This window comes from Acinetobacter sp. 1207_04 (assembly GCF_052850415.1).
The window spans coordinates 49,777-71,465 of sequence record NZ_VXCQ01000010.1 but is presented as its reverse complement, the minus strand read 5'-3'; the positions used below and the strand labels follow the sequence as shown (position 1 = coordinate 71,465).

The following is a 21,689-nucleotide window of genomic DNA, read 5'->3' as shown; positions in this document are numbered from 1 at the left end:
TCATGGATCATGAAATATCAGATTAGAAATTTTTAGTGGTGATGGTTATTAGAATAGTGGTTAGATTGTATTTTCTAGAATACAGTATTTTAACCTATCCACACCATCACATTAAATGTTAGAAGAGTCAGGGCTGTGCTTGAAACATCCCTGATTTTTTTATTTAATAGAATCAAAATTGATCAAATATTAGAAAGGTAAAATATGAATAGCCGTCACTTTAATCAATTGCCTAAGCCTTACTTAGCATATCCAAAAGTCATTCAAGGTTTGATTTTTAAAAAGCCTAAAGGTGAAAAAGTTTTGCCACAGGTTGAGTATGTGGTGGATTCATTCAAAATTGATACCGATCATTTAAAATCGTATAACGAAGTTTGTGGTTTTAAAAATAATGGCTATATTCCTGCAATTTATTTGGCAGTGTTATCGCAAAGTTTACAAATGCATATGATGACTTCAGAGCCATTTCCATTTGCAATTTTAGGCTTGGTGCATATTCGTAATACTGTAAAACAAAACCGTAAAGTAGGTGTTAATGAGCAATTGACGCTTACATGTACATTTGGTGAGTTGAAGCCACATGACAAAGGTGTACAGTTTGACTTCTTAACCACAGCAAAAGTTTCAGGTGATGTGGTGATGGAAGGCGTAACCACTTATTTAATTCGTCAAAAAACCGATGGTTCAAGTGTATCAAAAAATAAACAAGAAGCATCTACACCTGTATATGAAGTGTTAACAAGTTGGAATATTTCAGAAGATACAGGTCGCCGTTATGCACGTATTTCGGGCGATTATAATTTAATTCATATTCATGCATTAACAGCAAAAGCTTTTGGCTTTAAACAAGCCATTGCGCATGGTATGTGGAGTAAAGCACGGGCTTTAGCAAGTCTAACTTTACCTGATGCTTATGAAGCTGATGTGTCTTTTAAGTTGCCAATTTATTTACCATCGACAGTTGAGCTACTCACCGAAAATCGAAAAACCGAAACAGCCTTTTTGATTCGAAATCAGTCATCGCAAAAACCACATGTCAGTGGTATTGTAAAAGAATTATAAGACAAGAGCCTGCGTTGTGAAATGCAGGCTTTTTCAATTGAATGGATAATCAACATAAAACAAAAGGTGAAAGGGCATGAGTGGTTTAACGGATATTTTATTTGCAGTCAAAAACAACTATACAGGGACTGTAGATGACCGTTTTAAAGATCTTGCTGAGCAATTTAGTCGTTTGCAGGACAGTCGAACGATGCACGGTGGTGCTGCATTGGCGGTGTATTTTCAGGGTGAAAAGGTTGTCGATATTTGCACGGGTCGTAAATCTCTGACTGAACAGTGGAGCAGTGATACTTTATCTGTATGTTATTCCACTGGTAAAGGTGTACTTGCAACGCTTGCACATATTATCGTAAGTGAAGGTTTACTCAATTATGATACTCCTGTCAGTCACTATTGGCCTGAGTTTGCTCAAAATGGTAAAGCTGAGATGACCTTGCGTCATATTTTGAGTCATCAATCGGGTTTATATGATATCCGTAATGTGATTCAAAGTGCTGTAGAAATGGCTGATTGGGCACATATGCTAAATGTAATGGAGCATGCAACACCTCGTTTTGCTGTGGGGCAGGATATCGCCTATCAAGCATTAACTTTTGGATGGTTAGTCGGGGGAGTATTGGAAAAGGCTACAGGTCAGTCTTTACAGGGTTTGATGCAACATTATTTGGTTGAGCCTTTAGCGTTGGATGGTGCATATTTTGGTGTGCCTCAAGATCAATTAAGTCGAGTTGCTCGAATATTGCCTAAAGAAAAATCGCCTGAACAGCACGCTGCTCAAAGTGCAAAGCAAACAACGGAAAATAAAGTCAAAAAGCATCATAAAGCAAGTTTTTCAGATAGATTGGCGGAGTTTAGTGGACAAAATCCGCAAGATTTTTTAGATGCAATGGTGCCGAAAGGCATGAAAGATTTTAGTTTTTTTAGTGATCAAGGCTTACAAGCGATTATTCCTGCTGCCAATGGTGTATTTAATGCGCACAGTCTTGCGAAAATGTATGCCATGTTGGCAAACGGTGGGGAGTGGCAAGGGGAACAACTCATACAACCGCACGTATTTTCAGAGTTGAGTAAGATTCAAAGTATCCGCCGTGACCGTGTGATGCCAATTCCAATGAAATGGCGTTTGGGTTATCACCGTGTGATTAGTATGGGGAAACGAGCCAAACAAGGTTTTGGGCATATTGGCTATAACGGTTCAGGTGCATGGTGTGATCCACAGCGTCAATTAAGTTTTGCTTATACGCATAACTTTATGACAGGTTCAATTACAGGGGATTATCGTTTGTGGGGTTTAACACAGGAAACGTTACGTTGTGCAGATGCAGTAATTAAAGGACATAAAGGTTGGTTTTAATCACCGATTGAATCTTTTACAATGCATTTTTAAATTTTGATGATATTGCGATGAGTTTTCAATTAATCAAGCTCGACATTCAGGCAGATAGCAATATTGCCTGTCCACATTGCCAACAAAATATTATCAATTGGGCAGAAGAGCAGTATGTACAGCCGTGCCCACATACCTTATTTGTTGCATTTGATTTAGGTTTTGAATATATATCGGATGCTTATGAATCGACTATGCAACGCTCGGTTGATGATGTTCACGCACATGATATTCAAATCAATATATTGGAAGATTTAAAACAAGCAACTTATTCGGATTATGTGGTTTATCAGTCAGATTTAGGTGCTGCAGACATGTCGCGTTATATTGGTATTTCAGCAACAGCGATTGATGTTTAATTCATTTTTGAGTTATTTTTGAGTTATTAGCTGAATATAAAAAAGGAACTTACTTATGGTGAGTTCCTTTTTTTTGAATGGAATGGTTGATTTAGAAATTGTATTCCATACCTAAACCAAACACCGTTTTCTTGTCATCATCAGTTTGCCAATCGCGTTTTTGTTGTGCAACTACACCGTAGAAACGCGCTTGTTTGTTAAAGTTATAGTCAACACCAAGACCATATTGGTCAATGGTACGGTCGCCACCTGACCATTGTGTTTCAGCAGATTGATATTGACCTTTTACTGTCCAAGGTGTTTCTGGAATGGTGTAACCAGCAGAAATCAACCAAGCTTTTTCTTCGAGTGTAGCAACGCGAGTATCAAGTTTTGCAGCTGTAAGGGCATCTGCAGAAGGAGAGTTAGAAGGCTCTGCAAATTGATATAATGCGCCGAAAACTAGACCTTTTGCACCAATTGTACTTAAATCAACGGAACCCGTGATACGGTAAGCATCCGATTCAATATCTTTTAAACTCAGGGCATTATATGCACCTGCAACTGCAAAATTACCTGCTAGACCAGCCGCAATACCATAGTCTTTATTTTCATAGGTTAACGATGTAGAAACACCATTAATGCTGTCACGTTCTTTGCTTGAGTATACTGAGTTATTATTCTCACCCATTTGTGCTTGAACGTTAAATTGTAAACCTGGAACGATGAGGTTTTTATCAGTTTCAAAACCGACAACGTTTTTTAAACGTTCTTCGCCATACATGGTTTTGGTGATATCAAGATTAGTGTCATCATTGAAAATATCTTGATATTTACCAGCAGAGGTCTTGAAATATGAGTCATATTGACCTGCTTTTACTGTACCAATATCTTTAAATTTTAAGCCAAGGAAGCGGTTACGTGCACTGAGGTCTGTATCAGAACCAGAACCATCCGTAGAAATAGCCCATTCTGCTTGATAGACCACACCGACATTATCAGTCAGCTTTTCTTCGCCTTTGATCCCAATACGGGAAGCATTTGAATTTAATTGAGTTTCATCTGTGCCTTTGTAGTCTTTATTGTCTACTTGGTTTAAAGATACGTTGAGCTTACCGTAGATGGTTGGCGCTGCTTGCGCTGCGTTTAAGCCTAGTGATGCGATTGTTGCAGCGAGTAGCATTTTTTTCATTCAAAATTCTCCAAAACATGTTCAAAACGGCATTTATTTATTTCGCTTTTTATGGTGTTGATCAGCAGGTGGGTACTGACTAACGTGCATGCAGTATCTGCAAACAGTGTTACTAAAAAGTGAAAGTTCAATGACAGTTTGATGACGCTGATTGCATGGAAGATTTTTTAAACTTTAAAATAAAAAGACGTTTGATGATTTTTGAACATAAAAAATGAGGCATTGAGCCTCATTTTTTATGAATCAGATAAGGTACTTAGAGCGCTGCTTTAATTTTCTCTGCAAGCGATGCAATTTTCTCTTGATCACCCATTTGAGCTGCATGGCGTCCCAACTCGTGAATCGAAGAAGGGATTAAGTGGAAATGAACATGCGGAACAGTTTGACCCGCCGCAACACCTGATAATTGCATCAGGACAATACCTTTTGCATCAAGTGCAGTCTCCATAGCCTTCGCAACCTTCTGTACAATTTGAATGGTATATGCTGCTGCCTCAGGGGTAAGGTCAAGTAATGTAACCGCAGGTAATTTGGGAATCACCAAAGTATGACCTTCGGCTTGAGGCATAATATCCATAAATGCCAAAACTTGATCATCTTCATAGACCTTGATTGCAGGAAGTTCACCACGAAGAATACGGGCAAAAATATTCTGATCATCGTATGACATGTTTTTTCCTTAAAAGTTGAATTGTGCTGTAATTATTTACAGTTCAATTCTTTCTGACGTTCCTTGATCGCGTCAAGTCGTTGTTGCTCTTTTTCAGAAAATTTTGGTTTGCTTGTAAAGCAATTATCATTGCCGTACTTAGCTTTAGCCTCTGGGTCTTTAAAACAAAAACCTTTTGCTGCATAAATGACATTTGAGTCATCTTGTAATTTCTTACATTCTTGTGCTGCATCCGCAGCATAGACTGAACTGGCACATAAAGTTGCCATGCTTAGTAATGCAATTGAAATTTTTTTCATGAGTTTCCCTCAAAACTGACATATTACATTGTCTCATCTTATTATAAGGATGATTCTTCTGAATACAATGGTGAAAAATTATCCTTATGTTGTTTTGATGAGTTTTATAGATATAAGTAAGATAATTCCATACTTAAAGTTCTAAGATTATGATTCTAAAATAATATTATTCCAAGATTCATAAAGTTTGACTGCTGTAGAAAAATCACTGTCAGGTTCGGCAAGTGCATTCGCAGATTGGATTAAACTGTAAGTTAAGCCCGTCACAGGTGCAGATAAACGTGCTTCACGAATCAAGTCAATCGCAATACCTGTATCTTTAGCGAGAAGTGGTAGAGCAAATGTCAAGGGGAAACTGCGGTTTAAAATGCGCTGTGGTAATGCAGATTCGGTCACGCCACTTTTACCGCTTGAAGCATTAATACAGTCGAGTGCTTCATTAAGATTTACGCCGTGTGCTTTGAGTGTGGTAAAGCCCTCGGCTGCTGCGCATAAATGAATTGCCATCATCATATTATTGACAGCTTTGACTGCAAAACCTGCACCTGCATCACCCACACGTTTAATTAATTTACCCATCGTGTGCATAGCAGGAAGTGCTTGGTTAAATGCATCTTGATGACCACCCACCATAAAAGTGAGGGTTGCGTTTTCAGCACCAATGGTTTGTCCACTGACTGGTGCATCAAGGAACTGCACCTGTTGTGTTGCGAGTGTTGTTTGTAGTTTTTTGGCAGATTCGGGTACGCCACTTGTGCAGTCGACCCAAATAGAGCCTGCTTTTAGCTTGAGAGGCTGAATCAAATCTTCAACATCCTGACTCGTTGGTAAGCAAGAAAAAATAATGTCGGCTTGTACTGCTTGCTCTAGTTTTACCGCAATGGTGCCAAACTGTTCAGCATGTTGCTCAGCTTTGCTAAAATTTCGATTCCATACATAAACACTATCGAAATGTTGAGGTAAGTGCGTAGCCATACGCCAACCCATAGCGCCTAGACCAATAAATGCAACTGTTTGCGTCATGACATCACCCGAATCAGGAATTAAAATTATTTAAATAAATCATCAGCGCAATTTAAACTGAGAAGTGATTGTTTAAATTGGACTTGATCGTTTCGATAGCCACGTTGAGAGTGTTGGCCAAAATTCATCAGCGCTTTTCTGATTCGACATCAGACCCAAGTGTCCACCAGGGATGAGAGTAAACGTGACATCTTGGCTATTTGTCAATTGGACTAAGGGTTGAACAGAAGCTACAGTGACCATTTGATCACCTTTACCAGCCCCAATCATAAGTGAACAATCAATTTTATTGAGCTCAATTATGGTTTTACCGAGTGTGATTTTTCCATCTTTGAGTGGATTTTGTAGCCAAACATTAAATAGCATATCTTGGTTTACACCACCTGGGTAATCAATCATATGATTGAGAAAATGTCCAAGTGTGGCGTGTTCAATTAAGGTTTTTTGATCATCCAAATTTTGCAATAGGTTCTTGTGACCATCATACCAACCTTTAGGGTCTAAAACTTTAAAACCAATCGCATTGATAATACCAGGGGTATGCAAGAATGTTCGAGGAATACCACCGTTATAAAGTGTGTGTTTAAGTTTTTGATTATATGCTAAATACGCATTGATTTTACGGTATAAACGTCCAATACCACCAGATTTATAACTATCGATAGGGCTACCTAAAACAATAAGATTTTTAATATAACTCGGTTGATGGAGTGCGGTATAAAGCAATACAAAAATACCCGCCATACTCCAACCATGAAGTGAAATTTGCTCACTTTTAGAATGATTGCGAATGTGTTCGATGCAGTATGGAATTGATGTTTTAATAAAATCGAGGAAGGTTAAGTTACGGTCATTGTAGGTGAGTTTTCCCCAATCGATCAGGTAGACATCAAAGCCTTGTTCAGAAAAATATTTGACCAATGAGCGATACGGATAAAGGTCATAGATCGCCATACTAATTGCAAGAGGTGCAACAAAAACTAAAGGTTCTTTATATTTTTTATTTGCTGATGCGTAGTAGCGTACACGTGTTTGATGACGTTCTGCAATCACTTCATAAGGTGTACTTTGTGATAAAACTAATGATTTTCCATTGAAAATTCGAGTCGACAAATTTTTAATTTTTGCCTTACGTTCCTGAAATTTACTTTTGAGTTGTTCCATAATGAATTTTGAACTCAGATGAGTGGAAGTTTGTTCGAAGTCTAAGCGATAATTTACGTTTTTACCTTGACCTTAAATACATTAGACGCTCAAAATATTGGCAATAATTTACAAAGGCAGTTTTCGGACTGAGTTTAGAGATGAGCCAACACGACGAAATTGAATATCAACTGGATACTTTAGCCATTCGTACGGGGCATGATCGCACTTTCGAGGGTGAGCATAGTGAACCTATTTTCTTGACCTCTTCTTTTGTCTGTGAAAATGCTGCCGATGCCGCTGCTAAATTTTCAGGTGAAATCGCAGGAAATACCTATTCACGCTATACCAATCCAACGGTGCAGGCTTTCGAAAAACGCTTAGCTATATTGGATGGTGCAGAACGTGCCGTTGCAACTAGTTCAGGTATGGCGGCTGTGCATGCGATCTGTTTGGCTTACCTTAAAGCCGGTGATCATGTTGTGTGTTCACGTGCTGTATTTGGTTCGATTATTTCACTCTTTGAAAAATATGTTGTGAAATTTGGTGTTGACGTTACATTTGTTGAATTAGAAAATTTGGATGCTTGGAAACAAGCAGTCCGTCCAAATACAAAATTACTTTTTATTGAAACCCCATCAAATCCATTGGCACAAGTGGGTGATATGCAAGCAATTGCAGATATTGCTCATGCTAATGATGCATTATTTGCAGTTGATAATACATTCTGTACATCTATTTTACAGCAACCAATTAAATTTGGTGCGGACTTGATTATCTACTCATCAACTAAATATATTGATGGTCAAGGTCGTGCTTTAGGTGGTGCGGTTGTTGGTAAAGATAAACTTGTAGAAGAAATTAATGGTGTGATTCGCACACTTGGTAATTCTATGAGTCCGTTTAACGCTTGGATTTTCTTGAAAGGTTTAGAAACGTTAAGCCTACGTATGAAAGCACATTGTATTGGCGCGCAAAAACTTGCGGAATGGCTTGATCAACATGAGAAAGTTGAAAAAGTTTATTATGCAGGTTTACCAAATCATGAAGGTCATGAATTGGCAAAAAAACAACAAAGTGGTTTTGGTGGAGTTGTTTCGTTTATCGTAAAAGGTGAACGTACAGCGGCTTGGACTGTGATTGATAATACACGCTTCTTATCTATTACGAGTAATTTAGGTGATGTAAAATCAACCATTACCCATCCAGCAACGACATCGCATGGCAGAATGTCAGCCGAAGCTAAACAAGCCGCAGGAATTGTTGAAGGTTTAATTCGTATTTCTGTTGGTCTTGAAGATATTGATGATATTATTCGTGATATTAAACGTGGTTTAGACCTTATCTAATTATTTAATTTATGTTCGGAGAATTTTATGAACATCAATATGTTAATGCAACAAGCACAACGTATGCAAAAAGACATGGAAGGCAATGTTAAAAAAGCCAAAGAAGAGCTTGCGCAAACAGAAGTGCATGCAGAAGCTGGTGGTGGTTTAGTGAAAGTGACGATGACTTGCCGTAACGTGGTTAAGCGTATCGAAATTAACCCTGAATTACTTCAAGATGATGCGGACATGGTTGAAGATTTGATTGCTGCGGCAATGAATGATGCTGCTCGTCAAGTAGGAGCGATCACTGAAGAAAAAATGAAAGGCGCAAACTCAGGTATGGGCTTGCCACCAGGTCTTGCAGGTATGTTCTAAGGAATACGATTAGTGTTTAGTGATCGTTTTGATCAACTTGTACAAGCCTTGCGTATTTTGCCAAGTGTTGGGCCAAAATCGGCTCAACGCATGGCATTGCATTTGATCATGAAAAATCGTGAAGGTGCTGTTGCTTTGGCGCATGCACTCAATGAAGCAACCTCATATATTCATGAATGTACACTATGTCATTCACTGACTGAAAATGAAGTCTGTGATATCTGTGCTTCCAAAGATCGTGACGAACAAGTGTTATGCGTGGTTGAATCACCTGCAGATGTCATGGCGATTGAACAAAGTGGTAGTTTTCGTGGGAAATATCATGTATTGGGTGGACATTTATCACCTTTAGATGGTATTGGACCTGAGGAAATTGGTATTCCATATTTGTTACAACGCTTAAGTTCAGGACAGGTGGATGAAGTTATTCTTGCAACCAATGCTACTGTTGAAGGACAAGCAACTGCGCACTATTTGGTGGAAGCTACCAAACATTTGAATATTCAAATGACACGGATTGCACAAGGTGTTCCACAAGGTGGAGAGCTTGAATATGTTGATAGTCATACACTTAGCCAGGCACTGCATAATCGGATGAAAATGAAATAAGCACTGTAAAGTGCTTTTTTTATAAATAACTTGTATTCATTTTTTAAATTGGCAATGATGAGAGCGCTGTATTTTGATGTAAAGATTACTTGAAATATCTTAAAGAGAAAAAGCAATTAATTTTGAAATAAAAAGCCTGCTTTGTTTATTTTTTATTATAGATGATAGCGATCAATAAGGTGTTTATAAGCTATGTTTGACCAGTATTTTGCCCAAAAAAATATATTCATATTTCATATAATGTTGTAAAATAAACATAGTTTAAATGTAAGATTTTGATAGAACCTGATATGTCCAAATTTATCACCGAACAGGCTGACCTTGACACTGTAATCGCTTTAATGGCGCAGGGGTGTGTGTATGGGCTAGATACAGAATTTATTAAAGTGGATACATTTTGGCCGAAACTTGGTGTATTTCAAATTAATGTGAATGATCATGTTTTTTTATTGGATGGCACAACCTTAGATTTATCTTGTTTTTGGCAAAAAATTTTTGCAGCACAACAAAATATTTTTCATGCCTGTGGTGAGGACATTGATCTCATTTATCACTATGCCGACAAACAACCGCTTATCAATGTCTTTGATACGCAAGTTGCATTGTCATTTTTAGGGCATGGCTTACAAGTGAGTTATCAAAATGCACTTAAACTCGTTTTAGATATTGAAATTGATAAAGATCAGACACGTTCAGATTGGCTTGCTCGTCCTTTGAGTGCTGCACAAATGGAATATGCAGCCAATGATGTGCTATATATTATGCAGTTGGCAGATAAGCTGAAAGCTGAACTTGAAGCTAAAAATCTTTATGCATGTGTGCTTGAAGATTGTCAGCATTTAACTCAAGAAATTGCGCTTGAAACCCCGCAAGAAAAATTATATACCGATGTTGGAAATTATCGTCATTCACGTAAACAATTGATGCAATTGCAACAATTGTCGGTATGGCGTGAAGAAATGGTCAAAGCGGTTAATCAGCCTCGTAGCTTTATTTTAAAAAATTCGACAATGATTGATTTGGTTGAAAAAAATCCAAAAAATATTTTTCAATTGTCAGGTATTAAAGATATTCGCCAAAATGTTATTCGTGAGCATGGCAAGACTATTTTAGATTTACTCAAATTTATACCAGAAGCTGAAAGTTGGCCACTGCGTTTGGCACGTCCAATTCGTCATTCATCACAAGGCATTACGCAAGCGGTCGATGAGTTGATTGAACAAATTGCGCAACAATGCATTGTTCCAAAAGAAGTATTAATACGTAAAAAGTGGTTAAATACTTTATATCAGCATGTGGTTTTTCATGGTGATGAGCAAAATTTACCAGCATATTTGCTCGGTTGGCGTTATGAAATACTGACCAAGCCACTGATTGAATTACTTAAAAAAGATGCCTTATATTTGACAACACAAATGCAAGTAATTGAATAAATGGGATGGATGTTACAAAATAAATAGCATGCTAAATTGATTAAACAATTATCAACTAGCAAAAATCTCGACACTTAGGTTAACAAACGCTAATGAATCCTGTGCTGTTTTGATGTATGCTGTTCGTTGATTTTGTAGACGCTGTTTTTTGATATGCATTGTAATATTTATAAGTCGAGTAAGAAGGATGAGATGTATCTTTACGTTGCCCGCCCGGCAATTTTAGAAGATGACAATTCAGATCCTTTAGATGTTCTTTCTGATGCTTTACGTACGGCATTTGGTCGTGCAACATTCGTGATGCATTTAGAACTCAGCGAAACTCGAAAACTTGCACGAGTCAATGTCCTGCATGTGATGGACTCATTGCAAACCAAAGGTTTCTTTATCCAAGTACCGCCAGAAGGATTAATCAATCCAAACGCGGTAGAGCCAGAAGGATTACGCGGTGCTTGATCAATTATCCGGAATATGGGCAAATTTTTTGGAATTGTTAGATACCATTCCAGAAGACAGTATCGCTGTCACTGTATATATTCTTGGGGCATTGATAATTCTATGGTGTTGGGCGGGTATTTGTAAGCGCTTACCCGCACCATTGGGTGGTATTACATGGATTATTGTATTTGCAGTGATTGCAACCCCTACGATTTCTGAAGGACCAAACTCTGCGTTAGCACCAGCAACTTTTGGCTTGCTCTTTGGGGTTTTAACCAAAGACTCACCACTCATTTGGTCTAATTTAGCATTAATTAGCTTTGTCATTGGCTTAGGCTTGCTCATTGGCTATTGTTGGTCAAAATACAAATCTAATAAAACCACACTAGAAAAAAGCAGCACAGCGAAAAATATTTCACCACTTTAAATTAAAAATAAAGGTTATTTATGTCTGTTGATGTACAACAATTTATTGGTACGGCGCAATATATTGCGACGGATAGTCTAAAACTTGCAGTTAAGGCTGCACGTGCACTGCAAAAACCATTATTGGTTAAAGGTGAGCCGGGAACGGGTAAAACCCTGTTGGCTGAACAGGTTGCAGAAAATTTAGGTTTAAAACTCATCACATGGCACATTAAGTCGACCACTAAAGCTCAGCAAGGCTTATATGAGTACGATGCGGTATCACGCTTACGTGATAGTCAGTTGGGTGATGACCGTGTTTATGATATTAAAAATTATATTAAACCAGGTAAATTGTGGGAAGCATTTACAAGTGAAGAGCGTTGTGTATTGTTGATTGATGAAATTGACAAAGCGGACATCGAATTTCCAAATGACTTACTTCATGAACTCGATAAAATGTCATTCTTTGTCTATGAAACAGGTGAAACAATAACAGCGACTCAGCGTCCAATCGTGATCATTACCTCAAATAATGAAAAAGAGTTACCTGACGCATTCTTACGTCGTTGTTTCTTTCATTATATTGAATTCCCTGATGAAGCGACGATGCGAGAAATTATTGCGGTTCATTTCCCTAATATAGCTAGTACATTGGTCAATGAAGCTTTACAAGTATTTTTCAAATTGCGTCAAGTACCTGGCTTGAAAAAACCACCTTCAACATCTGAGTTGATTGATTGGTTGAGTTTGTTGATGGCAGATGATATGCCTGAAGATGTATTACGTAACCATGACAAATCAAAAGCGATTCCACCTTTATATGGTGCTTTGATTAAAAATGAGCAAGATGTTCAATTACTTGAACGTTTAGCCTTTATGTCGCGTCGTTAATGGGGAGATCGCAACATGTTTGTGCGATTATTTTATACCCTTAGAAAATATGGCATTCCTGTATCGACACGTGAACTGATCGACCTAAATCAAGCGGTCAGTGAGGGTTTGGTCTTTGCAGATCAAAACGATTTTTATCAGCTTGTTAAAACGGTCATGGTTAAAGATGAGCGTTTTTTTGATAAATTTGACCGTGCCATGAAAGACTACTTTGATGGTATCCAAACGTTTGATTTGGATGATTTACTGAAAAAAGTTCATCAATTGCCAAAAGATTGGTTTGATCTTGAGCTACTTGAAAAACATTTGACACCTGAGCAACGTGCTGAGTTGCTTAAAGCTGGTTCGCTTGAAGAACTGATGAAAATGCTTGAAGAGAGATTGCGTGAGCAGCATAAAAAGCATCAAGGTGGCAATAAAATGATTGGCACAGGTGGCACATCGCCATTTGGTGCATTTGGTGATCATCCAGAGGGTGTACGCATTGGTGGGCCGAGCCGTAAAAAGTCTGCGGTTAAAGTTTGGGAACAGCGTAATTATCAAAATTTAGATGATGAACAAATTTTGGGAACACGGCAAATGCAAATGGCTTTACGCCGTTTACGCAAGTTTGCCCGCCAAGGTGCTGCAGAAGAACTCGATATTAACAGCACAATTTATGAAACGGCGAAGCAGGGCATTTTAGATGTACAGATGGTGCCTGAGCGTCGAAATCGTGTCAAAGTGCTAATGTTGTTTGATGTTGGTGGGTCAATGGATTCACACATTGCACAGTGTGAAAAGCTTTTTAGTGCAGCTAAGACTGAATTTAAAACCCTTGAATATTTTTATTTTCATAATTGTTTGTATGACTATGTGTGGAAAGATAATTTTCGCCGTTCATCAACCAAAATGAACACATGGGATTTGTTGAATTCTTATGGTCGTGATTACCGTGTGATTGTGGTCGGTGATGCGAGTATGGCGCCGTATGAGTTGAAGTCTGTTGGTGGTTCAGTGGAATATATGAATGAAGAGCCGGGCGAAGTATGGCTACGTCGTTTGCGAAATCATTTTGAAAAAACAGCTTGGCTGAATCCTGAAGAACAGAACTATTGGCACTATACGCAGACCATTAACCAGATTAAACAGATTTTTGAAGATCATATGTATCCAATGACCTTGAAGGGAATTGAAGATTTAACCAAACTTTTGGCACGTTGATCGGATAGATTTAAGTTCGTTAATTTTTTTCAGTAAACGCAGTACAGAGGCTGACATGGATCATCAAATTAATGGAATTGCATTACCAAACGAAGCAGGTTTCTTTGGTGAATATGGTGGTCAATTTATTCCACCGCACTTAAAAGAAGCGATGGATGAAATTAATGTGGCTTATGAGGAAATTCGCCACACTGCTGAGTTTAAAGATGAATTGAATGATTTATTCACTCATTATGTCGGTCGTCCAAGTCCATTATTTCATGCGAAACGGTTGTCTGAACAATTGGGTGGTGCACAAATTTATTTGAAGCGTGAAGATTTAAACCATACTGGTGCACATAAAATCAATCACTGTTTGGGTGAGGCTTTACTTGCAAAGTATATGGGCAAAAGTAAAGTGATTGCAGAAACAGGTGCGGGTCAGCATGGAGTGGCTTTGGCGACAGCGTGTGCATTGGTCGGTATTCCATGTGAAATTCATATGGGTCAAGTTGATATTGAAAAAGAGCATCCCAATGTTGTAAAAATGAAAATTTTGGGCGCGCATTTAATTTCGGTGACACGTGGTACAGCAACACTTAAAGACGCTGTAGATAGTGCTTTTGAAGAATATTTGAAAGATCCAAAAAACTTTATTTATGCGATTGGGTCTGTGGTTGGACCACATCCGTTCCCAAAAATGGTTCGTGATTTCCAGTCGATTATTGGTGATGAAATTAAAGTTCAGACTCAAGATCGTTTTGGTTCTGCACCTGATTATATTGTGGCATGTGTTGGTGGTGGTTCAAATGCGATGGGTGCGTTTACAGCATTCTTGAATGAGCCTGAAGTTAAACTTGTGGGTGTAGAGCCGGCAGGTTTGGGTTTGGATACAGCCATGCATTCTGCAACGTTAACACTTGGTAAACCAGGTCAATTGCATGGTATGGCGTGTTATGTGCTTGAGGATGAGCGGGGCGAACCTTTGCCTGTGCATTCGATTGCATCAGGGTTGGATTATCCTGGTGTGGGGCCGCAACACAGCTTCTTGAAAGATTTGGGTCGTGTGGAATATTCAACGGCGACAGATGAAGAGTGTTTGAATGCATTTATGACGTTGTCACGCGTGGAGGGTATTGTACCTGCGCTTGAAAGTTCACATGCAGTTGCTTGGGCATTGCGTGAAGCACCAAAAATGGCAAAAGAGATTAGAATAGTCGTGAATTTATCAGGTCGCGGTGATAAAGATTCAGATTATGTTGCTGCTAAGTTGGGTTTGAATTAATTTTTCAAAAATTTGATCATAAAAAAACTGCTCAATTGAGCAGTTTTTTTATATGTCTGACTTTTATATTTTGTATTTCCAGCCTTAGCCTGAAATGTATTGCTGTAATTGTTCAATGAGTTTGTGTTGATCTTCCATTGCAGCTTTCACAAGATCACCAATTGAAATAAATCCAATTAAGGTTTCTCCATCCATTACAGGAAGATGGCGCAAATGACGATCGGTCATTAAACCTAAACATTCATCTACAGTGTTGTGGCGTGTAACCGAAATAACTTTGGGTGTCATAATCTCTGCGACGGTGGTATGGTCTGATGTTCGTTGCATTAAAGCAATCTTACGCGTGTAGTCACGTTCAGAAAGTATGCCAACCACCTTATCATTTTCAGTGACCACAACAGCACCAATGCCTTTATTAGCCATGAGTGTAATGGCTTGTAATACGGTAGAATCAGGTGAAATCGTGTGGATTTCTTGACCTAATTTATTTTGAATGACTTGTGCGACTGTGGTCATCTTATGTGTCCTTCTTTTGTTTGATGCTAAATAATGTGGCTTATTATGCTGCTTATTTTGGTATTTTTTGTGTATTACCTCTTTTAAATTAGCTCGATTTTAAAATTTTGCAAATACTTTGCAGTCATTATTTTAAAGCCTAGTGATGAAATATACTTAATGCTTTGATTTAGAAAGATATTAAGCTGTCATGAAAGCAATATTCTGTTTGAAAAAGAAATGTCGAAACTGTGGTGTAGAAAGTTTAAATTTTTGGTTAGATGCATTATACAACACAGGTACGACCTCCATTTTTAGAAGCAGTGGAAGTAGTGAGTCTTTAAAATCCTTTGAGCTGATTTTACGTGGGGTATATTGTGGCCAATGTTGTTTTGCGTATTGTAGTGCTTGTACTGAATTGAACCAAAATGGAAAGATATTGTTGTCTTGGTCAGACGTAATAGCCCATCCTTCGTTGTAAAGTCCCCATAAAACACCACAATACATCATAGATTTGAAAATTGAAATTTTGATATAGGCTTCTCGTGATACAGGCGGGATTGCAGTGTACTTTTTCATGTTCGGTCTTGCTCCAATGTTGACTGGATTGTTACAGGATAGCGATTCATATGAAAAAGACAGTGACAAAGTGGTATCGAATCGTAAGTAAATATATTTTAACAAAGTTAATTCTGATTAAAATGCAAAAAAACCACCGATTTGGTGGTTTGCATAACGCAATAAATTAAAATTGAAGAAAGTATTTAAGTGTTATGTGTTTGTTTGAGATGGGATGAGTAAATGTTGTGTTGGTTTGATTAATAATAAAATTGAAACTACAGTTAAAAGGGGAATAAAAACGCCACCTGAGTGACGTTTTTTTATGCTTGCATGGTTGCCATGTTCTGCCAATATTGTGCTTTCATTGAGTCCCGTTCTACACGGAAACCTTGAAAGTAAAGTTCAGCTAAGAACGTAGCTGATTTGCCGTGACCTGCACGAGCAACATCTTCGAGTTGTTCTACAGCGTTGGTAAAATTCATTTCACATTGAATTGTGTTTACCGCTGTTGCATAAACATGCTCGAGATCATGTTGAGAAAATTGATGAATCATAGATAACTCCTTATTGTAATTATGATTGCTACTTTGTTTGCAAAACTGTTTAATTTTAAAGACTGATCTACAAGTCTTTTCAAAAATATAAACAAGTTATATTAAACTAATATGACAAATTGCTTAACTTGTCAACTAATATGTGGGCTGGGCTGAAATATTTCAAGATTACATGATTAAACATTAATCGGTCGTAATTTTTATTAAAATAAAGATGGGACATACAAATAAAAGGAGAACAATATGAAAAACACATTAAACGGTTTTAATTTTGAAGTACCTCCGACTGAGTTGCAAATAAATGCTTTAGCTCAGTACCATCATCAGCAGCTTCACGATGCGGTCTTCCATCAGGGCGTCCATTTGGGTAACTTAGGCATCGAACAGCGCAAAATACTGCACGATTATACACGAAATTTACAACCAACACAACGGCTAGCTTTGGAACATGTTTATGACGATCAGATGCGAGGCTTAAACGATCCCACTTTACATGCAGACTCATATGACAATCCAATGTCAATGTTTGCAGTTACAGTTTGTATTATTGCACTTGCAGTTGTTTTATATCTATTTGCTCAAACGGTGATTCATTGATCTAATCAATGATCTATAAACGATATAGAGTACAGGTACAAAATTTAAATCTGCCTGATGAGTCTAAGTTTTTAGGCTCATCAATTCATTCAGTACTATATTTTTAGTGCTCGCACGATTAGACTACCGAGTGTTCGAGGTAGTTCATGTTCATTTTTAAAGATATTTATTCAAAATTCAAAACTCAATTTAAGCTAGAAACTGTGTTAAATGGCGTAGTTTTAGCGATGATTCTTGCAATATTGATCATTGCAGGGCTCGCATTGGTACGTCCTGTGAGTGTTGTGCACTTTCAAAAAATTAAACAACTTTCAGAGCAGGCGACTTATCCATACACACAGAAAATGGCACAAAATTTAATGAAAACTCCTGATATTTGTGCTGCAGATTATTTCCGTTTAATGCATGCCTACCAACGTGAAGAAATGCGCGTTAAACAATATCCAGCCATAGAAAGTGAAGATCAATAGTATTTGGATATCTTTATATTTTAAGTAAAAAATGAAAACGCAATGTAAAGTTTGAGTTATAGTTTAATCTATTTCAAATGTATTTAAATCAGCATGATAAACAAATGTTTAAGTTCTTTATGTCTATAAAATAAACGTGTTTATTTATGTGATGCGCTTTAATCCTTTACGTCAATTAAAAAGCCTTTGATTTATGTTAAAATCAATTTTTTGATCATAATGCTTTTCAAGGATTCGGCATGCAAGAACAGCAAAATAAGTTTTTGATAGATGCGGACATGGGTGATGAAGATGTCACTTTACCAGGTTTACCCGCTGTAAATGTGCCAATTATTGAAAATAAAACGGTAGAAACTGCAATACAAGCAACAACCGAGGTGAAGGCTGAAGCTGAGGTAGACAGTTCATCTAAAGGTGGTTTCTTTAGCCGTATGAAAGAAGGATTAACGAAATCCCGTAAAAATCTTGCTGATGGCATGGTCAATATCCTGATTGGCGGTAAAGAGATTGATGACGAATTGCTTGAAGAAGTTGAAGAGCAATTATTGGTTGCTGATATTGGTGTTGAAGCAACCAAAACGATTATTGCCAATTTGACTGAGCGTACTGCGCGTGGTGATTTGATTTATTCGCATTCTTTATATAAAGCACTGCAAGAAGAATTGGTTGCATTACTTGCACCACGTGTGAAACCTTTACATATTGATCCAAATAAAGGTCCATATGTGATTTTGGTGGTAGGTGTAAATGGTGTAGGTAAAACTACGACTATTGGTAAACTTGCGAAACGCCTACAAGGTGAAGGTAAAACAGTTATGTTAGCAGCAGGTGATACATTCCGTGCTGCAGCAACTGAACAATTACAAATCTGGGGTGAGCGTAACAACATTGCTGTGGTTGCGCAGGGACATGGTTCTGACTCAGCTTCTGTAATCTTTGATGCATTTGAAAGCGCGCGTGCTAAGGGTGTTGATGTTCTTATTGCCGATACAGCAGGGCGTTTACATAACAAAAGTAACTTAATGTCAGAATTGACTAAAGTGAAACGTGTGATGCAAAAAATTGATGCGACTGCGCCACATGAAATAATGCTCGTTGTTGATGCTGGAACAGGTCAAAACGCCATAAATCAAGTGGAAACATTTGATGAGGCGGTCGGTTTGACGGGTTTAACCATTACTAAGTTGGATGGTACAGCAAAAGGTGGTGTGTTATTTAATATTGCAAGTCGTACACATGTACCTATTCGTTTCATTGGTGTAGGTGAAAAAATTGATGATTTACGCCCATTCTCAGCAAAAGCATTTGTTGCTGCATTATTTGAAACGGATAAATAATTGATTGTTTTGAATGGTGCTTAATGCATTAAAAGATAAATAAAATAGTTTTTTGATGAAAAACCCTACAAATAGTGGGGTTTTTTGTTTTTGAGTGATTTAACTGCTTTAAAAATATACATTAGATTGTGCTTTAATTAGTTGAATATTCACATTCAAGCTAATATATCCATATAAAATTTATGGGTTTATTTGCCTGACTGAGAGGGATTCTAAATGACAATTTTAACGCGCTTGGGGCAAGTACTCAAAACTGATATATCGACCGATGTGATTTTTAAAAAGAAAAATATTGAAGAAAAAGAATATGATTTATTAGCTGATATGCGTAAGCGTCGCAGTATTTATGCCTTAAGTAATCGTGTGAGTCATAGTCCTGAATATTTAACTGAATTGATTAAGCAAGCTGTACGTTGTTGTCCTTCGGCACAAAATGCACAGAGTGCGCGTGTTGTTATATTACTTGAACATGCACATTATAAATTTTGGGAAATGGTACGTAATATTCAACGTAACCAATTACCTGAACGTATATTTGAGGGTGCATCGGTGAAATTGGATCGTTGTAGTTCGGCATATGGGACGGTACTCTTTTTTGAAGATCAGGCGGTCATTCAAACATTACAAAAACAGAAGCCTCTACAAGCACATAATTTCGAAATTTGGTCTGAACAAACCTCAGGCATGGTGCAATTTGCAGTATGGACAGCATTATCAAGTACAGGATTAGGTGCATCACTACATCATTACAATCCTAATATTAATCATGAAACGGCAAAAATGTTTGATTTGCCTGATAGTTGGCAGTTTAAATCACAGTTGGTTTTTGGCTCAATTGTGAAACCTGCTATTGCTAAATCTGAATTGGAGGATGGTTGCTTATTTAAAGTCTTTAGTGATTCAGTTTAATTTGGAAGATGATAATTTATATTTCAAATGAATAGTATAAATAGTCACGTATATAGTATTTGCTTTTAAATAAATTGAGCCGATTACATTGTAAGCGATAACAATATTGTTGCATAAATAGAACACTTTGTTATTTGAATACTGCTGACGGTGTCATTAACATCGCATACACTGACTTCATCTTAAAAACGAACACCGAAATAAGGTTATAAAATAGGAAGCAACCAATGTCATTTATCGATCAAATTACAGCACGTCGTACAATTTATGCAATTGGTAAAAATGTTCCAATTGATCATGCAAAAATTGAAACTATAGTAAAAGAAGCAATTAAACAAAGCCCATCAGCCTTTAACTCGCAGTCTTCTCGTGCTGTGATTTTATTTGGTGACTCTCACGTTAAATTTTGGACAATCGTGTTAGAAACTTTACGTAAAATGGTTCCTGAGGCTGCTTTTCCAAGTACAAGTGCAAAAATTAATAGCTTTATTGCAGGCGCTGGCACAGTCTTATTTTATGAAGATACAAGTGTGATCAAAAACTTACAAGAACAGTTTGCACTTTATGCAGATAACTTCCCAGTATGGTCTGAGCATTCAACAGCAATTGCACAATTTGCAACATGGACAGCATTGTCTGAAGCAGGCGTTGGTGCATCTTTACAACATTACAATCCAATCGTTGATGCTGAGGTTGCTGCAACATTTAATGTTCCTGCGGATTGGAAACTTCGTGCACAATTAGTATTTGGTTCAATTGAAGCACCTGCAGGTGAAAAAGCCTTTATTAATGATGAACATCGTTTTAAAACGTTTAACTAATTTAGTTTGATATTATGAATTTCAAAGAGTGCCTAGGCACTCTTTTTTATGTATTTAAAAAGTATAGATTATTTTATCTAGCTGTTTCAGATTTTAAGATTGTCATAAAACTGTCATTCAGACGAGGCATAGTGCCATGCATAATGTGATTTTTAAAGTTTTTTGACAAAAGAGAAAAATGATATGGGTTTTAAATACGGCATTGCAGCGTTAGGTTTAGTTTGTGGTTCGCTACTGAGTGGATCGGTTTTTGCAGCAGTGACGATTTCTGCACCTGAAGAAATTGTATTATTGGCAGTGAATGATCAAGAAGTGAATACGGGATTATTTCGTTCAAAAAAAAATGAATATAAAGTAGATGCTGGACAGGTTGCACTGAGTGTGCGTTATCAGCAGTATTTTGAACATTTAAGTGGCGAGCACGATATTTTGAAATCAGGTATCGTCACAGTAACTGCGCCAGATTTAAAAGATGGGCAGACTTATCAATTGGCGTTGGTTAATGCACCTCGTAATTTTGATGAAGGCAAGGCTTTTGCAATACAACCTACAGTTGCAATTTATGATAAAAATAAAAAAATGATCGTGCAGCAAACAGGTGTGAATAATGAAGCAAAGTCGTGGCTCAGCTCGGGTATCTTTGCTAAAGTTGTAGACTTAACAGGAACAAATAAAACAGCCAATAATCAACCTGCACCCATATATGCAAATAATACAGTTAATGCGAATGTACCTGTTGCTGTAGAAACAGTGACCCCAGTGGTAGTAGGTGGTTCACGTAGTGCAATTTCTACTGCAGATCAGCAATTGATTCAGATTTGGCAAAAAGCTTCCAAAGTTGAACGCCAGAAATTTATGAGTTGGCTTGCAACTCAATAA

The 21,689-nt window shown here is 37.5% G+C and carries 26 protein-coding genes; 18 read left to right on the top strand and 8 right to left on the bottom strand.

Annotated elements, in window-relative coordinates; all coding sequences use genetic code 11:
• Window positions 1–204 precede the first annotated feature (204 nt).
• The 3 genes from FW754_RS10645 (at window position 205) to FW754_RS10635 (ending at window position 2,808) form a co-directional block, all read left to right on the top strand.
• A complete protein-coding gene (locus FW754_RS10645) occupies window positions 205–1,062 on the top strand; it encodes a MaoC family dehydratase (RefSeq protein ID WP_446324632.1) in 858 nt (285 codons plus the stop codon).
• Between the two features lie 76 nt (window positions 1,063–1,138).
• Window positions 1,139–2,416: a serine hydrolase domain-containing protein gene (locus FW754_RS10640; protein ID WP_446324631.1), complete on the top strand. Its 1,278-nt coding sequence runs from the start codon at window positions 1,139–1,141 to the stop codon at window positions 2,414–2,416.
• A 50-nt stretch (window positions 2,417–2,466) separates the two neighbouring features.
• Complete coding sequence (locus FW754_RS10635; RefSeq protein WP_446324630.1) at window positions 2,467–2,808, top strand: hypothetical protein; 342 nt, start codon at window positions 2,467–2,469, stop codon at window positions 2,806–2,808.
• 91 nt (window positions 2,809–2,899) lie between these two features.
• Here FW754_RS10635 and FW754_RS10630 read toward each other — a convergent pair whose 3' ends face one another.
• The 5 genes from FW754_RS10630 to FW754_RS10610 all read right to left on the bottom strand — a co-directional run bounded on the left by FW754_RS10630 (window position 2,900) and on the right by FW754_RS10610 (window position 7,135).
• The gene (locus FW754_RS10630) at window positions 2,900–3,979 is read right to left on the bottom strand and encodes a porin (RefSeq protein WP_419347006.1); all 1,080 of its coding nucleotides are present in this window, start codon (window positions 3,977–3,979) and stop codon (window positions 2,900–2,902) included.
• A 256-nt stretch (window positions 3,980–4,235) separates the two neighbouring features.
• On the bottom strand, window positions 4,236–4,649 hold the full coding sequence (locus tag FW754_RS10625; protein ID WP_409511538.1) for an HIT family protein: 414 nt from the start codon (window positions 4,647–4,649) through the stop codon (window positions 4,236–4,238).
• Between the two features lie 32 nt (window positions 4,650–4,681).
• The gene (locus tag FW754_RS10620) at window positions 4,682–4,948 is read right to left on the bottom strand and encodes a YARHG domain-containing protein (protein WP_409511537.1); all 267 of its coding nucleotides are present in this window, start codon (window positions 4,946–4,948) and stop codon (window positions 4,682–4,684) included.
• 147 nt (window positions 4,949–5,095) lie between these two features.
• Window positions 5,096–5,971 carry an NAD(P)-dependent oxidoreductase gene (locus FW754_RS10615; RefSeq protein WP_446324629.1) on the bottom strand — a complete coding sequence of 292 codons (876 nt, stop codon included), beginning with the start codon at window positions 5,969–5,971 and terminating at the stop codon, window positions 5,096–5,098.
• Window positions 5,972–6,043: 72 nt separating this feature from the next.
• Window positions 6,044–7,135: an alpha/beta fold hydrolase gene (locus FW754_RS10610; RefSeq protein ID WP_409511535.1), complete on the bottom strand. Its 1,092-nt coding sequence runs from the start codon at window positions 7,133–7,135 to the stop codon at window positions 6,044–6,046.
• Between the two features lie 140 nt (window positions 7,136–7,275).
• On the opposite strand from FW754_RS10610, the gene FW754_RS10605 reads away from it, so the two are divergent.
• From FW754_RS10605 to trpB, 9 genes are all read left to right on the top strand, one after another.
• Window positions 7,276–8,463: an O-succinylhomoserine sulfhydrylase gene (locus FW754_RS10605; protein ID WP_419347012.1), complete on the top strand. Its 1,188-nt coding sequence runs from the start codon at window positions 7,276–7,278 to the stop codon at window positions 8,461–8,463.
• 27 nt (window positions 8,464–8,490) lie between these two features.
• Window positions 8,491–8,820 (top strand): YbaB/EbfC family nucleoid-associated protein, encoded by a 330-nt coding sequence (locus tag FW754_RS10600; protein ID WP_446324628.1) that lies wholly within the window; start codon window positions 8,491–8,493, stop codon window positions 8,818–8,820.
• Between the two features lie 12 nt (window positions 8,821–8,832).
• Window positions 8,833–9,429 carry a recombination mediator RecR gene (gene recR, locus FW754_RS10595; protein WP_409511532.1) on the top strand — a complete coding sequence of 199 codons (597 nt, stop codon included), beginning with the start codon at window positions 8,833–8,835 and terminating at the stop codon, window positions 9,427–9,429.
• Window positions 9,430–9,719: 290 nt separating this feature from the next.
• Window positions 9,720–10,862: a ribonuclease D gene (locus tag FW754_RS10590; protein WP_446324627.1), complete on the top strand. Its 1,143-nt coding sequence runs from the start codon at window positions 9,720–9,722 to the stop codon at window positions 10,860–10,862.
• A 153-nt stretch (window positions 10,863–11,015) separates the two neighbouring features.
• Entirely contained in the window at window positions 11,016–11,318 is a 303-nt protein-coding gene (locus FW754_RS10585) for a YcgL domain-containing protein (RefSeq protein WP_409511530.1), read from the top strand.
• On the top strand, window positions 11,311–11,727 hold the full coding sequence (locus FW754_RS10580; protein ID WP_409511529.1) for a hypothetical protein: 417 nt from the start codon (window positions 11,311–11,313) through the stop codon (window positions 11,725–11,727). Before FW754_RS10585 ends, FW754_RS10580 begins: the two co-directional genes overlap by 8 nt.
• A 20-nt stretch (window positions 11,728–11,747) precedes the next feature.
• Window positions 11,748–12,599, top strand: coding sequence for an AAA family ATPase (locus FW754_RS10575; protein WP_419347019.1), 852 nt, complete (start codon window positions 11,748–11,750; stop codon window positions 12,597–12,599).
• 15 nt (window positions 12,600–12,614) lie between these two features.
• Entirely contained in the window at window positions 12,615–13,802 is a 1,188-nt protein-coding gene (locus tag FW754_RS10570) for a vWA domain-containing protein (protein WP_409511527.1), read from the top strand.
• A gap of 55 nt (window positions 13,803–13,857) precedes the next feature.
• Window positions 13,858–15,066, top strand: a complete 1,209-nt coding sequence (gene trpB / locus FW754_RS10565; protein WP_446324626.1) for a tryptophan synthase subunit beta — start codon at window positions 13,858–13,860, stop codon at window positions 15,064–15,066.
• 84 nt (window positions 15,067–15,150) lie between these two features.
• Here the strand turns inward: trpB and FW754_RS10560 are convergent, their stop codons facing one another.
• The 3 genes from FW754_RS10560 to FW754_RS10550 all read right to left on the bottom strand — a co-directional run bounded on the left by FW754_RS10560 (window position 15,151) and on the right by FW754_RS10550 (window position 16,676).
• Window positions 15,151–15,582, bottom strand: coding sequence for a CBS domain-containing protein (locus FW754_RS10560; protein WP_409511525.1), 432 nt, complete (start codon window positions 15,580–15,582; stop codon window positions 15,151–15,153).
• A gap of 180 nt (window positions 15,583–15,762) precedes the next feature.
• Window positions 15,763–16,140: a DUF2750 domain-containing protein gene (locus FW754_RS10555; protein WP_409511524.1), complete on the bottom strand. Its 378-nt coding sequence runs from the start codon at window positions 16,138–16,140 to the stop codon at window positions 15,763–15,765.
• Window positions 16,141–16,442: 302 nt separating this feature from the next.
• Entirely contained in the window at window positions 16,443–16,676 is a 234-nt protein-coding gene (locus FW754_RS10550) for a hypothetical protein (RefSeq protein ID WP_409511523.1), read from the bottom strand.
• A 243-nt stretch (window positions 16,677–16,919) separates the two neighbouring features.
• Here FW754_RS10550 and FW754_RS10545 point away from each other — a divergent pair, with 243 nt between their 5' ends.
• The 6 genes from FW754_RS10545 (at window position 16,920) to FW754_RS10520 (ending at window position 21,689) form a co-directional block, all read left to right on the top strand.
• A complete protein-coding gene (locus tag FW754_RS10545) occupies window positions 16,920–17,273 on the top strand; it encodes a hypothetical protein (protein WP_409511522.1) in 354 nt (117 codons plus the stop codon).
• A gap of 146 nt (window positions 17,274–17,419) precedes the next feature.
• Window positions 17,420–17,743, top strand: coding sequence for a hypothetical protein (locus FW754_RS10540; protein ID WP_409511521.1), 324 nt, complete (start codon window positions 17,420–17,422; stop codon window positions 17,741–17,743).
• Between the two features lie 239 nt (window positions 17,744–17,982).
• Window positions 17,983–19,080, top strand: a complete 1,098-nt coding sequence (gene ftsY / locus FW754_RS10535; RefSeq protein ID WP_419347032.1) for a signal recognition particle-docking protein FtsY — start codon at window positions 17,983–17,985, stop codon at window positions 19,078–19,080.
• Window positions 19,081–19,296: 216 nt separating this feature from the next.
• Window positions 19,297–19,989, top strand: coding sequence for a nitroreductase family protein (locus FW754_RS10530; RefSeq protein ID WP_446324625.1), 693 nt, complete (start codon window positions 19,297–19,299; stop codon window positions 19,987–19,989).
• Between the two features lie 227 nt (window positions 19,990–20,216).
• On the top strand, window positions 20,217–20,810 hold the full coding sequence (locus tag FW754_RS10525) for a nitroreductase family protein (protein WP_419347037.1): 594 nt from the start codon (window positions 20,217–20,219) through the stop codon (window positions 20,808–20,810).
• A 183-nt stretch (window positions 20,811–20,993) separates the two neighbouring features.
• The gene (locus tag FW754_RS10520) at window positions 20,994–21,689 is read left to right on the top strand and encodes a YccT family protein (RefSeq protein ID WP_419347040.1); all 696 of its coding nucleotides are present in this window, start codon (window positions 20,994–20,996) and stop codon (window positions 21,687–21,689) included.

What these genes read in the sequence shown, in the direction of transcription:
- FW754_RS10645 (WP_446324632.1), top strand. Translation starts at nt 205, where the DNA reads ATGAATAGCCGTCACTTTAATCAATTGCCTAAGCCTTACTTAGCATAT.
- FW754_RS10640 (WP_446324631.1), top strand. Translation starts at nt 1,139, where the DNA reads ATGAGTGGTTTAACGGATATTTTATTTGCAGTCAAAAACAACTATACA.
- FW754_RS10635 (WP_446324630.1), top strand. Translation starts at nt 2,467, where the DNA reads ATGAGTTTTCAATTAATCAAGCTCGACATTCAGGCAGATAGCAATATT.
- FW754_RS10630 (WP_419347006.1), bottom strand. Translation starts at nt 3,979, where the DNA reads ATGAAAAAAATGCTACTCGCTGCAACAATCGCATCACTAGGCTTAAAC.
- FW754_RS10625 (WP_409511538.1), bottom strand. Translation starts at nt 4,649, where the DNA reads ATGTCATACGATGATCAGAATATTTTTGCCCGTATTCTTCGTGGTGAA.
- FW754_RS10620 (WP_409511537.1), bottom strand. Translation starts at nt 4,948, where the DNA reads ATGAAAAAAATTTCAATTGCATTACTAAGCATGGCAACTTTATGTGCC.
- FW754_RS10615 (WP_446324629.1), bottom strand. Translation starts at nt 5,971, where the DNA reads ATGACGCAAACAGTTGCATTTATTGGTCTAGGCGCTATGGGTTGGCGT.
- FW754_RS10610 (WP_409511535.1), bottom strand. Translation starts at nt 7,135, where the DNA reads ATGGAACAACTCAAAAGTAAATTTCAGGAACGTAAGGCAAAAATTAAA.
- FW754_RS10605 (WP_419347012.1), top strand. Translation starts at nt 7,276, where the DNA reads ATGAGCCAACACGACGAAATTGAATATCAACTGGATACTTTAGCCATT.
- FW754_RS10600 (WP_446324628.1), top strand. Translation starts at nt 8,491, where the DNA reads ATGAACATCAATATGTTAATGCAACAAGCACAACGTATGCAAAAAGAC.
- FW754_RS10590 (WP_446324627.1), top strand. Translation starts at nt 9,720, where the DNA reads ATGTCCAAATTTATCACCGAACAGGCTGACCTTGACACTGTAATCGCT.
- FW754_RS10585 (WP_409511530.1), top strand. Translation starts at nt 11,016, where the DNA reads ATGCATTGTAATATTTATAAGTCGAGTAAGAAGGATGAGATGTATCTT.
- FW754_RS10575 (WP_419347019.1), top strand. Translation starts at nt 11,748, where the DNA reads ATGTCTGTTGATGTACAACAATTTATTGGTACGGCGCAATATATTGCG.
- FW754_RS10570 (WP_409511527.1), top strand. Translation starts at nt 12,615, where the DNA reads ATGTTTGTGCGATTATTTTATACCCTTAGAAAATATGGCATTCCTGTA.
- trpB (WP_446324626.1), top strand. Translation starts at nt 13,858, where the DNA reads ATGGATCATCAAATTAATGGAATTGCATTACCAAACGAAGCAGGTTTC.
- FW754_RS10560 (WP_409511525.1), bottom strand. Translation starts at nt 15,582, where the DNA reads ATGACCACAGTCGCACAAGTCATTCAAAATAAATTAGGTCAAGAAATC.
- FW754_RS10555 (WP_409511524.1), bottom strand. Translation starts at nt 16,140, where the DNA reads ATGAAAAAGTACACTGCAATCCCGCCTGTATCACGAGAAGCCTATATC.
- FW754_RS10550 (WP_409511523.1), bottom strand. Translation starts at nt 16,676, where the DNA reads ATGATTCATCAATTTTCTCAACATGATCTCGAGCATGTTTATGCAACA.
- FW754_RS10545 (WP_409511522.1), top strand. Translation starts at nt 16,920, where the DNA reads ATGAAAAACACATTAAACGGTTTTAATTTTGAAGTACCTCCGACTGAG.
- FW754_RS10540 (WP_409511521.1), top strand. Translation starts at nt 17,420, where the DNA reads ATGTTCATTTTTAAAGATATTTATTCAAAATTCAAAACTCAATTTAAG.
- ftsY (WP_419347032.1), top strand. Translation starts at nt 17,983, where the DNA reads ATGCAAGAACAGCAAAATAAGTTTTTGATAGATGCGGACATGGGTGAT.
- FW754_RS10530 (WP_446324625.1), top strand. Translation starts at nt 19,297, where the DNA reads ATGACAATTTTAACGCGCTTGGGGCAAGTACTCAAAACTGATATATCG.
- FW754_RS10525 (WP_419347037.1), top strand. Translation starts at nt 20,217, where the DNA reads ATGTCATTTATCGATCAAATTACAGCACGTCGTACAATTTATGCAATT.
- FW754_RS10520 (WP_419347040.1), top strand. Translation starts at nt 20,994, where the DNA reads ATGGGTTTTAAATACGGCATTGCAGCGTTAGGTTTAGTTTGTGGTTCG.